Below are 14,004 nucleotides of genomic sequence, written 5' to 3' on the forward strand. Positions count from 1 at the left end.
AGCACTAGATGGAAGTAGCGAGCGGTTCCAGGCCCGGATGCGTGCGTGCATGGACAGCAATCCACCCCACCAAATCGTCACCGCGATCGCGCGGGGGTCTGGACCTGGGGGTCGATGACCACGCCAGATCCCCGTGATTGAGGCTCGGCGAAGGCTGGGCGCGGCGCATTTGTACACATATCATTGCCGAGCATTGACGCGTCTTGCCCGCTTGGAGCGAGCACGTCCCGATGCCGACCTGCACAGGAGCCTCATGCACGCAGCCTCGAATTCTCGGTCCCACCGGATCAATCGGTCCAACCGCCTGGTTTCAGCTCGGCCAAACCTTCTCGCCCGCCTGCGGACGGCGCTCGTTGGTAGCGAACTCGTCGCGCTCATGACCATGGCCACGCTGGTCGGCTTGGGCACCACCGGCTGCCTGCAAGTGGAGGGCATGGATCCGGCCAACCCCCAGCGCGGTCCGGGTGAGTTGGTTGGCAACGGCGGTCCAATCACCGACGGCAATTTTCCTGGGGGCTACGACGAACCTCCGGCACCGCGTGACACGCCGCCGCCCGCCGAAGGTCCGCTCGAGTGCGACGTGATGTGTCAGTCGTACTGCGATGACCTTGGCTTGACCAACCCGGTCAACCGGGGCGTCTGCACGAGCCTGTGGGGGGTTGGCCTGGCCACGCAGCCGGTCGATCGTCGGTTCGCGTGTCGCAAGCTCTACGTCGACATGATCGGCCGCTACCCCACGCCGGCCGAGATCAACGACGTGTGCAACACAGAGGATTGGAGCGAGACCGTCAAGGCGCTCATGGCCACCGACGAGTTCGTGCTGGTCCAGCAGCAGCGCTGGGCCGACTTGCTGCTCTACAACAACCGGATCGTCAACGTCGAGCGCGTGTACGACCAAGACGATCTGGTTCGCAAGGCTTACCAGGGCTACGTGCCGTGGGATCTGTTCGCCTCGGTCACGGCCTCGCACCCGGTCCTGGTTCGTCGCTACGACACCGCTGGCGATCGCGCGGAGGCTGCGTTCCGCCTGTTCCTGCACCGCCCGCCCTACGAGAGCGAGCGGGCTGACATGGGCCGGCTGTACTCGGTGTGGTCCAACGGCTACCGCGATCACTCGCACCTTGGCACCGTCCCCGACGCGTACCTCAACTACCGGTGCCAGACCGGCGCGGATGATCAAGACACCGACGCGGGCGCCTGCACCAGCGTGCTGTGGGGCTACAACAAGCTCACGCTCGACCCCGATGATCGCCGTGAGATCGACGGCGAACAAGAGGGGCTGATGTGGAGCGGCTACATGAGCGCCGACGAGTGGGAGGCCGTGCAGCTGCCCGGTCGGATCATGGCGCAGCAGTCGATCTTCTGGGAGGCGGCCGTCGACGACGTGCTCATGCAGTACCTTGGCTACGACCTTGGCACCGAGGTTCAAGAGGTCCGCCACCAGCTGGTGGAGTACCTGCTCGAGAACGAGGCCGACATTCGCGCGGTCCACTACGCGGTCGCCACGTCCATCCCCTACTTGCAGAGCAACCAAGGCCTGGACGAAGAGAGCGCGTTTCGCTGGACCTACGGGCCGCTCAAGCAGATCCAACCCGAGGGTTGGCTCGACTCGATCAAGCGGACCACGGGCGCCGACCTCGCGACGTGCGACCACCGGATCTCGCACCCCGAGGACTACCTGAACGAGGACATGGGCGCGAACGGGTGGACCTTCGCGCTGGTCAACAACTCGCGCTGGATCATCAACCAGGATCGGGAGCTGGTCACCGACTACCGCGGGCTCGCGCAGACGCTTGGCGGCTGCCCAACCAACGAGATCGGCGGGCGCTTCACGACCGTGTCGATCCTCAACACCGCGGTCCAAGAGGCCTACGTCGCAGAGATCTGCGATCCGGCGCTGCAAGGTGGGGGCGTGAGCGCCTCGATCTTGCTGCCGGACGGGATGGACTCGAAGACCGCGCTCACGGTCGACACGGCGCAAGAGATCGTGGCCCGGCAGACGCGGCTGTTCTACGGGCGCGAGCCCAGCGAGTACGAGTATTCGCAGGTCGAGCTCTACGCCGATCAGTGCACGCCCAAACCCTGCACCGCAGAGAGCTTCGCGCGGCCGACTTGCTTCGCGCTGCTCTCGTCCGCGGAGATGTTGTTCTACTAGACCTCGGGAGCCAACCATGACCACGCAAGACAAGAAATTCAAGACAAGTCGGCGCGGCTTCTTCAAGGCGGCGGGGCTCGGCGGTGTCGCGACCGGCGCTGCGCTTGGGGCTCCGTACCTGTGGATCCCCAAGGCCCGGGCGAACACGATCGGGTTTGGCACCGCCAAGCACCTGATCTGCATTCGCCTGTCGGGCGGGTTCCGGTTCCCGACCGCGTTCAACTCGGACGTTGGCGAAGAGTTCAGCCCGTGGGGCACGGCCAACGGGGTCGCCAGCGGGACCGACTGGGGCGTCGGCAAGCTGCTCGAGACCGCGACCGGCGACGGCAGCTGGTACACCCAAGAGCTTCAGAACCTGGGCGTGCCCAAGTTCACCGACGTCACCAACGAGGTCGCCGTGATCCCCTGTGTGGATCACGAGCCGCTCGCGGGCTCGGCCGACGGCAACCACCAGACCGGGCTCGAGCGCTACTTGACGGGCCACGTCAACGGGCAGACCGGGCTGTTCACGATGATCAACTACGGCCTGCGCGATCGCTACGCGCTGGCCCAAATGGAGGGCGTCACCTTGCTGCCCGCGATCATCATGGGCCAGCCCGGCATGGGCCGCGGCATCGGTGAGTACGCCGCCTACCGGCCGCCGGTCATGCGTGGCGATGATCTGGATCGCTTCGGCTTCAACACCGACGAGCTGCTGCCCGACTGGGCGCGCACGATGACCAACGACTACGACCTGCGCTACCGCGACCGGGTCCAGCAGCCGCACTACCCCACGGTCGACGCCTACTTGCAGTCGCGCGAGGCGACTAAGGCCTACGCAGAGATCTTCTCCAGCGACCCGCTCAAGATCCAAAACGGCTCAACCGAGCCGTTTGACGGGGTCAGCAACGCGCAGCTGGCCACCGTGTTTGGCCAGGGCGGGACCTCGAGCAACCTGCGGCTGGCGCTACGCTTGTTCCACTACGGGTGCCCGGCCGTGTACCTGGATCAGGGCGGCTACGACTATCACTCCGGCGAAGAGGACGCCCTGCCGGGTCGCCTGCAGGAGCTGACCCGGGTGCTGTCGGGCTTGTTCTGGGCGCTCAAGACCATGACCCACCCCGACGGCGGGACCTACTGGGATCACACGATCGTCACGATCGGCAGCGAGTTCTCTCGCAGCACCCGCGGCGGCCGGTTCAACTCGGCGCGCGGCAGCGACCACGGTGGCGACTACGCGACCCGGTGGATGTCGATGCCCTTCTTCGGCGGGCCGATCACGGCGGGCGGTGCCAGCATCGGCGCGACCGCGGCCGGGGATCTGTCGCCAACCGGCAAGGTGCCCAGCTATCGCTCAACCATGAAGACCATGTTCGACGCGCTTGGCTGTGACCACTCGCCCTTCTTCCCGGCCGACGAGCCCTTCGACGATCTGTTCGCCTAGGAGCACCATGATGATCGCCAAGCGCAAACTGTTTTCAGCTGCCCTGCTCGTGGTGGGCGGCTGCACCGTCGGGACCAGCTTCGACCCCGGCGAGATCCAGTTCGAGCCCGAGCGGCCCGAGACCGAGGCTCCCGACGATCCCGCGCCCTACTCGGGTGACGACGAGTTCGTGCTCGAGGCCCAGTCCAACTTTCGCACCGGGATCGAGCTGCACCAAAAGGTCATCTGGCGGACCTGCACGCCCAACGGCGGCGTCTGTCACAACAGCAAGGAGTTCCCGGATCTGCGGACGCCGGCGAACTTCGTCAACGCGTTTGGGGCCAGCTGCAACGTGCAGTACGGCGAGTATCAGTCGGTCTACGATCGCTGCGAGCGGCCCGGGGATCGGTTTCGGATCTCCGGCGGCGGCGTCAACACCGGGCAGATCGAGATCGGCTGGATCGAGTCGATCCCCGGCGAGTACTACACCGGCGAGGGCCTGCCGCCCGAAGACGCGCCCGGCCTCCACATCCACCTCGCCGACCCCATCCCCGGCGAGCAGACAGAGGTCTACACCAGCGGCGAGTTCCAGCGGACCTTCATCAACGACGGCAAGGTCGAAGACTTCACCTTCGCCGAGTACTCCACGCTGTGGTCGATCCTCCCGGGGCGTACCCACGTCATCGGCGAGGTCCGCGATTTTCAGCTCGATCAGGTCCAGAGCTTGCTCTCGGTCGGCGTGGTTGAAGGCGACGCCAACCGCAACGACGTGTTTGGCGCGCGGCAAGACGACCCCGTCCACCTGCTCGAGCCCGGCTCCCCCGAGACCAGCTATCTGATCGCGCGCTTGCGCGGGACCATGGCCGGCGAAGACATCCCTGGCTCGCGCATGCCGCTTGCCAATTCGCCGCTCACGATCCCCGAGATGCTCGCGCTGTTCTGCCTGGTCGAGGGGTTCCCGGATCAGGGCACCGAGGCCGACCTCAACCGCGGCATCGACTACGCTAACTGCTCGTACAGCGATGATCCGGCCGGGCTCAACTTGCTGGGCGAGGGCGTGACCTGGGCCGCGCGGATCTCCAAGATCCTCGAGTTCAACTGTGGCGGTTGCCACGGCGGCGACTCACCGCAGGCCGGGCTCAACCTGGTTGGGGACAATGTGTACCTGCGCCTGCTCGAGCCCTCCACGCAGGTGCCCGAGCTCGCGCTGATCACCCCCGGGGCGCCCGAGCAGAGCTATCTGTACCTCAAGCTGATCGGCGACGACGCGATCGAGGGCAACCCCATGCCGTACAACCCGCTCACGGGTGAGGGCACGCTTGGCGAGGCCGAGATCGCCGACATCCTCACGTGGATCACCAACGGCGCGGTCGAGAACGAGTAGCGCTGGGGCCCCCCAGGGTTCGTGGCCATGGCGCCGCGTGCCGCGACGAGCCGAGCCGGTCTGAACCCGCTCGGCTCGTTCGCGATCGTCGCCACCAGTTCGCTGCCCTCGGTGAACCAGTCTAGGAAAGCGTCCGCAAGCGGGCGAGAAGCCCTCGCCCGAGCTGAAAGCAGTTCGCTGCCCTCGGTGAACCAGTCTAGGAAAGCGTCCGCAAGCGGGCGAGAAGCCCTCGCCCGAGCTGAAAACAGTTCGCTGCCCTCGGTGAACCAGTCTAGGAAAGCGTCCGCAAGCGGGCGAGAAGCCCTCGCCCGAGCTGAAAGCACGTGCCGCTGCGCCGCCAGCTTGCGTATACTCGCGGACATGGCTTCTGCGGACTACGCCCGACTCCTGCTCTGGGGTGCCCTGATCGGCTCGAGCTTTGGACTGGGCTGCAACACCAGCCCCGACGTCTCGCTCGAGACCTACAACGACGGTGCGGCCGAGGACTACGGCTGCATCGTTGGTGACCTCGACTGCGAGTGCGCGGCCGGTGACAAGTGCGACGACTATCTGACCTGCCAGCAGGGGGTGTGTCGGTGCCTGACGCCAGAGTGCAAGGAGCCACCGCCCACGACTGGAGCGCCGGATACGGAGACCGGCGGCACCGAGACCGCTGGAGATGGGGACGGTGATGGCGACGGGGATGGCGACACCGGGGACGGGGATGGCGATGGGGATGGCGACACCGGCGACGGCGACGGGGACGGGGATGGCGACGGGGATGGCGACGGCGACGGGGATGGCGACACCGGCGACGGCGACGGGGATGGCGACGGCGACGGGGACGGCGACAGTGGTTGAGTCGACCGCCGGTTGAGCCGATCCCAACAGCAGGCGCGCAGCGCTTCGGCCCGCAGGATCGAGCCTATGTGTCGCTTGCAGGCGGCTCGTCGACCTGGCGCGTGAGCAGCAGCGTGGCGGCCTCGACTGCGTGCTCGGCCCCCGCGAGCGCGATCACGTCGCCCGCGATCACGAGATCGTGGCCAGACGGCACGCTGAGCGTCTGCCCATCGCGGGAGATCGCCAGGATGGTGGCCCCCGTCGTGGCGCGGACGTTGAGGGCAGCCAATGATTGCCCGGCGGCGCTGGCGTTGTCGGGCACGACGACCCTGCTCGTCGAGCCAAACCCCGGCAAGAGCTGGTCGACCGTGGGCAGGTTGGTGCTGGCGGCCTCGTCGGCCATCTGGCGTCCGAGCAGATCGACGATCGCCGCGGCTCCGGCCCGCACGTGACCCTGGAGGTTGGTCGCCGAGCGCCAAAACAGCACGCCCAGGACCACCGTCACCAGGCCCAGGCCAGCCAGCGCACCCGGGACGCCGGTAAAGGGGGCGAGCGCCAGTATGATCGGCGCGGCGGCGGCGATCATCACCATGGACTGGACCGCGACCACAAACGCCCGCCGCGGGGCCGCGCCCGGATCGAAGGCACCGGGGTCACGGGCCGGGAACACGCGCTCGGCCAACAGCTGCCCCGCGCGTCGAGCCGAGCGCAGAGCGGCCGCGACCAGCGGTAGGGTCAGCAGCACGCCGACCCCCGTCACCAGCAGCGTTGGCACTGGGCCCGCGAGCCCCAGCGACGCGCCGAGCATGGCGCCAAGGTGCATGCCCCAGCGAGCGATGACCACCCAGATCGCCGCGATCACGGTGGCGTCGATGGTGATCACGATGCCGGCGTTGCGTAGGTGCGAGCGATTCCGGGAGCCGACGGGGGCCCGCCGCGCCGCCTCGAACCACGACTCGCACAGGCTCGCAAAGGTCTGCAGCGGCTGCGGTAGCGCGCGGTCGACCGCGCCCGCGACCCGCCCGGAGATCCGCGCCATCAGTGGAGTCGTGAACGCGGTCATCACGGCGACGGTGACCACGACCGGCTGCAAGAAGGGCCCAACGACGCCGGCCGAAGCCCCGATCGCGGCGATGATGAACGCGAACTCGCCAATTTGCCCAAGCGACAGCCCCGCCGTGATCGAGCGGCGGACCCCGTTGCCGCTGAGAATGCCGGCGGCGCTGACCGTCAGAAATTGCCCGGCGACAACCAGCAGCGCGACCAGCAGGGCCACGCCCACGTGCTCGATCGCCAGCATTGGATCAACGGACATTCCAATCGAGACGAAGAACACCGCGGCGAACATGTCCCGGATCGGATGCACGAGGTGCTCGATCTGGTGGGTGCGCCCAGCCTCGGCGACCAGCATGCCCGCCAAGAAGGCCCCGAGCGCGACCGAGTAACCCAGTGACTCGGCCAGCGCGGCCATCCCAAAGCACAGCGCGACCGCGGCCACGACCAGGGTCTCTGGTTTGTCGAGATCCGCGATGTAGCGGATGACCCGGGGCACCACGAACAGCCCCGCTATCGTCAGACCCACGAGCAGGCCGAGCAGGTTGGTCAAGGTCGAGGCCAGCACGTCCGTTGACAGCCCCGCCCCCGCCGCGACCGCGGTCAGACCCGCGACCAACACGATCGCCGCGAGGTCTTGGACCACGAGCACGCCAAACACCAGCTCGCGGACGCGGCCCTCGGGTGGGTGTTCGTCGAACACCTTGGCGACGACCATTGTGCTCGAGATCGCCACGCAGGCGCCCAAGAACACGCTCTCGATCGTGGTGTACCCAAGCGCCTCCCCGAGCCCAAATCCAAGGCCCATCATCGCGCAGACCTGGACGAGGCCCGTGAACCCCGCGACGGGGAGCACCCGCAGCAGCCGGCGAATGCTGAATTCGAGCCCGACCGCGAACATCACCAAGACCACGCCCAGCTCCGAGAGCGCCGCGATCCGCCCGGCGTCGGCGAAGATCGGGACCGGGATGTAGGGGCCGACGACCAGGCCGGCGAACAGGTAACCCAGCACCGTTGACTGACCCAGCCGCTGGAACACCACGCTGATGAGCGCGGCGACGCTCAGTACCACAGCGAGGTCGACGACGAGGTGGTTCACTCCGGCTGGTATGACTAAGGTTGGCCGGTAGGGCAAGCCCCAGTCTGGGAGCTCGCTGATCCGCGCGCTTGCGATCCGCTGGCTCGCTGCGTAGGGTCGTCACGCCGCAACATGCGTCGTCCTGTCGCAATCGTGCTCGTGCTCGTGTTCACGGCCGGCTTGGTCGCCAGCGCGTGCACGGTGATCTTCGTGCCAGGCGAGGGCGCCGACGGGGTGATCCGGTGCAAGACCAGCCAAGACTGCCCGGAGCTCGAGGACAATCGCTGGCGGCTTCAGTGCGTCTACGGTCAGGATCAGCCCCAAGACACCGATAAGATCTGCGCGCCCTACTTCGAGCAGGTCGAGTGCAGCCCGGGCGCCTACCCCGACGATCACCCCTTCGCGCTGCTGTGGGCCGACGCCACCAACGACCTGTCGCGGATCATGTACGGTCAGTGCGACCCGAGCCTGGGTGGGGCGCAGGGCATGCAGGGCTGCCCTGCGATCGATGGAGTCAGCTGCGAGGCCGGGCTCGAGGTTCGTGAAGATGGGATCTGTGATGATCCAAACGCGAGCTCGCCCGCCGTCTATGGCCCCGATGTGGGCGGCGCCGCCAACATCGCCGGACAAGACGTGCGCGACCAATTTTGCCGCGCCCGGTTCTGCGACGAGGCGTTCGTGTGTGACACCAGCGGGTTGAAGCGGCTGTGCAAGCCCTGCGAAGGCAACGACCCCGAGGACTTCGGATCCGGCGGCTGCGGAACGCTGTTCGTCCAGGGTGCTCGCTCGCCGGTCTACACGGATCTCGCGGGCGCCAACTGCAGCGGCGATCAAGCTGATGAAGACGTCGAGCTGGGCACCGCGCCCGTTCAACCCTCCATGCCCTGACCGCGACGGCGAGCCGCTCCCCAAATCCTGCGGCGGGCGATGCCGATGGGGGAACCAGCAGCGACGCCTCGAGCACCCACGGCGACGGCGACGGCGACGGCGACGGCGACGGCGACGGCGATCTCGGCGACGGTGATCCGGGTGACGGCGACGCGGAGATGGAGACGGAGATGGCGATCCGTAGCGCGATCGAGCTGGCTCAACCAACAAGCGCGACTACAGCGGCAGCTCGAGCGGCGTGAACCCGCGCAGCTCCGAGTAGCCGGTCTGAATCGAGATCGACCCGCCGACCATGGGCGCGTCCTGATTCGGATCGCAAGGCGAGCTCTTCGGCGCCTCGAGGATCGGACCACAGTTGCCGTCGGGGCACGAATCCAGCTGGCGGACGACCGGCGAGGCCAACGCGCCGCCGGTCCCAAACCCATCATCGGGATCGCTCGGCAACACGAACCCATTGTTGAAATCAAACGCCTCGTCGCCGCCAACGGCCACGCGGAACGTGACCTCGTAGGTGGCGCCCTCGTCAAAGCTCCACTCACCGGTGTCATCGTCGTACCAGCGCGGATCACAGAGCGAGTCGCCCGGCTCGTAGATCATGAAGCTCACGTAGTACAGCGAGGCGTCGACCTGATCGGTTCCATCGGCGACGCCCGTGACGTAGATCAGCGGCGCTCGGATCGGTCGCGCGCGCTTGGAGAATGGCCTGGTTTGATCCTCGACCGTGCCGTCGGCGTACTCGACGTGGCGGGTACGCTCGATCTGGTTGAGGGCCAGGCGCATGAACTTGGGGTGCGCGCCGGGGCTGGTGAGCGCGCCGCCGCCAGGGATCTCCAGGCCGGCGCTTGGCGTCACGCGGTGGTCGTCGACCAGCATGTACAAGCTGCTGTGAAAGTCGCTTTCCTCTTCGCCCGGGTCGATCACCTGATCGTTGGGGCTGCCGCTGATCAGCGCGACGAGGAATTGATCCCGATCGCCCTTCGCCAGGACCCCGCCGGGGTCGTCGATGTCGTCGATACGGTTGTTGGCCGCGACCGCCGGGGAAAAGCTGAACACGTCGCCCTTGCTGGTGCCGGGGGCGATCGGCTTGACGTTGCACGAGAACTCGCCCTTGCCCTGACAGGCCGGGAACCGGGTCGCCGCGCTGGCGACCGCGAACCCCTGCGGGTCGACGGGCCACGGCCCCTGGCTGTCGGCGACGTGCGAGAATTCCTTGGGGTCACTCAGATCCGCGCCGAGATCCCAGCGATACAGGCGACCCGCCGAGTCGACCCAATAGGCCTCTTGCATCTCGCCCCAGTAGCGCGACAGACAGTGCGAGGTCACGGCGATGTTGCTGGCCGCGGTCACGTCGTCGAGGGTGTCGTAGGTGGTGCCGGCCTGCGGCGACGGCATGTAGGCCTTGGCGGTCACGGCCTGTCCGGTGATCGCGTCGACCATCCACGCGACCCGGCCGCGGCGCTCGTCGCCAGCGCCGTTGCGGTAGCCGCTGCCAAACACGAGGTAGGCCGTGGGCTCGAGCGACATCGAGTCGTTTGGCACCGCGTAGGCCAGCGCTGGCTTTGACCAGGTCTCACCCAGGGTCTGGGCGTAGTCCTGCGCCAGCGCCGAGGTCGAGGAGGTCCACACGACCTCGATCGGCTCGTCGTCTTGCAGCCGGCCCATGTGCGAGACGTCGAGCGTGACCAGCTCCGAGCCCCCGGGCCCCAGCCCAAACACCGCCAGGTGCCGCCAGACCTTGGCCTGCTCGTCCCACGCCCAACCAGCGTTGACGCTCGAGGCCACGCCGTACACGTGGGCGCCAAGTCCGTCGGGTTGGCCGAACTGGCTTGGCTTGCCGAGCGAGAGCACCCGCGAATTGTTGATCAGCGCGAGCGGCAAGAACCCGAACAGCTCGTTGCCGCTGTCGTAGTGAAAACCATGGACGAGCCCGGTGTCGTCACCCACGATCACGGCCTCTGCGTAGTCGTAGTGGTCGCCAAACCCACCGCCAGACTCGAGCGCCCAGGCCTCGCTCGAGAACGCCTCGAGTGAAGCCGGAATGTTGTCACCCACGACGTTGCGGCGGCCGGCGCAGTGTGGATCGCGGATCCCAACGGTGGGCAGATATTGCCCGTTGTAGCGCGCGACCCGACGGATCAGCAGCGGCGCCGAGCGGGGCAAGCCCGGCAGCTTCCAGCCTTGCGGGCCGTTGCGCCCGAGCAGCAGGTTGACCATCGCCGCGATCTCTTGGGTCTCTTTGCCTGGGGTCAGCGCCGGCTCGAGCTTGCCCTTGGCGTTGAGCGTCTTGACAATGTTCACGAACGCGTCTGTTGGCTCCCCAGCTTCGGCGATGCGGACCAGGTTGTTGTCGAAGTCGTGGGTATAGAGCCGACGGTCGCTCCACTCGGTCTGGGCCAGGCACTCGCCTGCGTCCCAGATCCGCCCGAGCGGGCAGGGGCCAAAGCTCTCGGTCTCGCCGGTCTCGATCGGGAGCTGGGCGGCGTCTTTGCAGTAGCTTGCGAGCTCGCCGGGGTTGTCGGGATCTTCGTCGGTGCAGGCGCCGCGGGTCACGTGCCCGCGCCACGCGGGGGTCTGGGTCCACGCTTCAATCGTGGTCTGAACCGCGGTCGTGTCGCTGTTGGGGCTGTTGGGATCGGCGGCCTGAAACTCGGTCGCCACGGTCGGCGCGCCGGCCGGGACCTCGGTCTCGATCACCCCGTCAATGATGCTGGACAGGGCCTCTGCGAGCTCCTCGGAGTCGTCGGCCAGCCACGCGCAACCATCTTCGGGGTCCTCGGGGTCGCGGCAGGTGTCCCAGTCGTAGTCGTTGGTGCCGTTGCAGGGCGCGAGGGTGCTGTTGGCTCCCGCCGCGGCGCAGGCCATGTGGTGCATGCGCTCCCACGCGAGCGGGTTGTTCCACGAGCCCTGACCAAACCCGACCAGGTAGACCTTGGCGCCAAGCACCTTGCGCAATTTGGCGAGGCGGCTGTAGAGCTCCGTGCCGCCCTGCGACGCCCAGGGATCGGGCTGGCCGTCCGTCACGAGGATCGCCATCGTGGGCCGACAGACGTCCTCGTCGGCGACGGTGGTCAAGAACGCCAGGTACGAGGCCACGGTCGTGTGCGAGAACGCGGCGTTGCTCTTGGGCGTCGCGGGCTTGGCCTCGAGGCCGTTTTGGGTCTGCTTGACCTGCCAGTCGACGTTGCCAATCGCGACGCGCCAGGGCGTGCCGCCGCTGACGTCGATGCCGCCCAGGTGGTTCTCGGAGGTCAGCCCGTCGAACATCACCGAGGCGTCGTTGGAATCGAGCGGGCCCTTGTCGGCCGCGGCGACCTCGTTGGAGCTGAGCACGGCCTTGGAGTAGAACGGTACATAGAGCGTGGCCCCATCGTCGTAGAAGCGGCGGTTGACGCCAAGCCGATGAGTCTGCGAGTTCGTTGAATAGCAGTAGCCATCGTCGTCACACTCGACGTGCCACATGTCGTTGAGCGAGTAGGCCGAGTAGTAGGAGTACCCGGGGTTCCCGTCGACGTAGGGCCAATAGTAGAAGTCCCGGCCGCAGATGTTGGAGAGCTTGCTGTTCTCGGTGTTGCCCCAGTCGCCCCACGACGCGGTGACGATCGCCTTTTGCTTGTCGTCGTTGCAATTGAGGTTGGCGCGGCGGCCGATGAAGCGCGGGAAAAACTGCACATCGCGGCTGTAGTTGGCGCTGCTCTTGAACTTGTTGTAGTCGGCCTTGGTCTTGTACAGCGGCTCGTCGGACAGCACTTCTTGGCTGTTGTTGGGCAGCGAGAACCCGCCAAGATCGTCGTGGCGCAGGTACGGGAACGGGCGATTGTCACCGCACAGCATCCACGTGCCCTGGCCGCCAAAGATGTTGGTCAGCGGCTTCCACACGTTGCCGTAGGGCTGGTTGGCGTAGGCGACCCAGGTGAAGCGGTACCACTTCTTGCTGTCCCACGAATAGCACTCGTAGGGGAGGTCGTCGCTGGTCTGGGGCGGCCGCGCCATGCCGAAGCTCATCAGCGCGAAGTCGGCCGAGCCGGCGGCGTGGGTGACCACGTCGTTGATGACCTTGCGGGCGGCGTGGACCCGGCTCTCTCCGGGCCCGTCGCTCTCGCAGCCGTCCCAGGTGCACTTTTGGTCGGGCCAGGGCTGCTCGAAGCCCATCGAGCCCGAGGTGTCGAGCACGAACAACACCCGCGGGATCACGGTGCCGTAGCTCTGGCCAGTGACAATATAGAAAGGGTCGAGGCGAGCCTCGCTGTCGCGGGCATGGGTCAACATGCCAAGCATGAAGGTGAGCAATAGCGCGACGCTGAGCCGCTGCTGCCAGGCGCCCGTTCGAATGGATTTCGTTCGCGTGCTCATGGGTGGATCGCTCACTCTTGGTAGCCGGCAAAATTCTCGATGCAGACCGCGGCCATGACGTTGTCGCCGTTGTGCCCGCCGCCCTCGCCAACGTCAGGCGTGTTCATGGACCAGGCCTGGGCCGACGTCCCCGGGGTCAGGATGTACTCTTGCTCGACGGTGACGGTGGTGTTGCGGAGCGTCGCCATTGCCGTCAGGACCACGCGGCCGTCGCTGTCGGCGAGCCACGACGCGGCGCCATCGCCGTTGATCGCGTCGCCGTTGTTGTTGCGAACCCAGAGCGTGACGCGGACCTCGGCGTCAGCGCCCTCGAGCAGATCTCGCAGGGGGATCTGCACCCAGTCGGTCGGCACGCCCTGGCGGTTGGGCAACATTGCGATCGCGCCTTGGCGCATGCACGGCCGCCCGGCGCAGTCCGACTTTCCCGTGACCATATGGTTCTTTTGGCCAGATTGCGGGATGTCTGGCAGTCCGCCCCCTCCAGGGATGCAGTCGTCGAAGATCGAGAGACACGCGCTCTGGTCGCCCGGCGTATTGTAGCCAGCGAGGGCTGCGTTGATGACCTGCTGGGCGTTGTTGGTCTGATTGATCGCCTGGCGAAGTTGCGCCGCCCCTAATTCTACGGTTGCCTGCGCGGCCATGAGCGCACGTTCGCGCGCGACCGAGGCGTTCGCCTGGGACAGCTCGCGGTTGGAGGCGCGAACTACCAGAACAGCGATTGTCATCATTGATACGGTCAACAGCAATACGCTGACCATTGTCGCGCCACGCTGGCTCGGTCGCCTCACAGCATTGGGGGTGGCGATTGCACGGTAAACGGCCGATTGCGCGATAATGTACAGCATGAACTAAACCGCTCGTTCGGACTGGCCAGC

8 protein-coding genes are annotated in these 14,004 nt (G+C 66.9%); 5 read left to right on the plus strand and 3 right to left on the minus strand.

What is annotated here, in order from left to right:
* The first annotated feature begins 376 nt into the window (after positions 1-376).
* The 4 genes from DB30_RS00060 to DB30_RS41140 all read left to right on the plus strand — a co-directional run bounded on the left by DB30_RS00060 (position 377) and on the right by DB30_RS41140 (position 5,781).
* On the plus strand, positions 377-2,155 hold the full coding sequence (locus DB30_RS00060) for a DUF1549 domain-containing protein (protein WP_052545856.1): 1,779 nt from the start codon (positions 377-379) through the stop codon (positions 2,153-2,155).
* A 16-nt stretch (positions 2,156-2,171) separates the two neighbouring features.
* A complete protein-coding gene (locus DB30_RS00065; protein WP_052545858.1) occupies positions 2,172-3,578 on the plus strand; it encodes a DUF1501 domain-containing protein in 1,407 nt (468 codons plus the stop codon).
* 10 nt (positions 3,579-3,588) lie between these two features.
* Positions 3,589-4,941, plus strand: a complete 1,353-nt coding sequence (locus DB30_RS00070; RefSeq protein WP_240480128.1) for a hypothetical protein — start codon at positions 3,589-3,591, stop codon at positions 4,939-4,941.
* Positions 4,942-5,301: 360 nt separating this feature from the next.
* Positions 5,302-5,781 (plus strand): hypothetical protein, encoded by a 480-nt coding sequence (locus DB30_RS41140; protein ID WP_052545860.1) that lies wholly within the window; start codon positions 5,302-5,304, stop codon positions 5,779-5,781.
* 64 nt (positions 5,782-5,845) lie between these two features.
* Here the strand turns inward: DB30_RS41140 and DB30_RS00080 are convergent, their stop codons facing one another.
* Complete coding sequence (locus DB30_RS00080; RefSeq protein ID WP_052545861.1) at positions 5,846-7,912, minus strand: cation:proton antiporter domain-containing protein; 2,067 nt, start codon at positions 7,910-7,912, stop codon at positions 5,846-5,848.
* Between the two features lie 111 nt (positions 7,913-8,023).
* On the opposite strand from DB30_RS00080, the gene DB30_RS00085 reads away from it, so the two are divergent.
* Complete coding sequence (locus tag DB30_RS00085) at positions 8,024-8,779, plus strand: hypothetical protein (RefSeq protein WP_052545863.1); 756 nt, start codon at positions 8,024-8,026, stop codon at positions 8,777-8,779.
* Between the two features lie 216 nt (positions 8,780-8,995).
* On the opposite strand, the gene DB30_RS00090 is transcribed toward DB30_RS00085, so the two are convergent.
* Together DB30_RS00090 and DB30_RS00095 are read right to left on the minus strand one after the other, a co-directional pair.
* Positions 8,996-13,129, minus strand: a complete 4,134-nt coding sequence (locus DB30_RS00090; RefSeq protein ID WP_146657708.1) for a pilus assembly protein — start codon at positions 13,127-13,129, stop codon at positions 8,996-8,998.
* An 11-nt stretch (positions 13,130-13,140) separates the two neighbouring features.
* Positions 13,141-13,854 (minus strand): hypothetical protein, encoded by a 714-nt coding sequence (locus DB30_RS00095; protein ID WP_240480129.1) that lies wholly within the window; start codon positions 13,852-13,854, stop codon positions 13,141-13,143.
* Between the last annotated feature and the right edge of the window lie 150 nt (positions 13,855-14,004).

This window comes from Enhygromyxa salina (assembly GCF_000737335.2).
Lineage (GTDB): Bacteria > Myxococcota_A > Polyangia > Nannocystales > Nannocystaceae > Plesiocystis > Plesiocystis salina_C.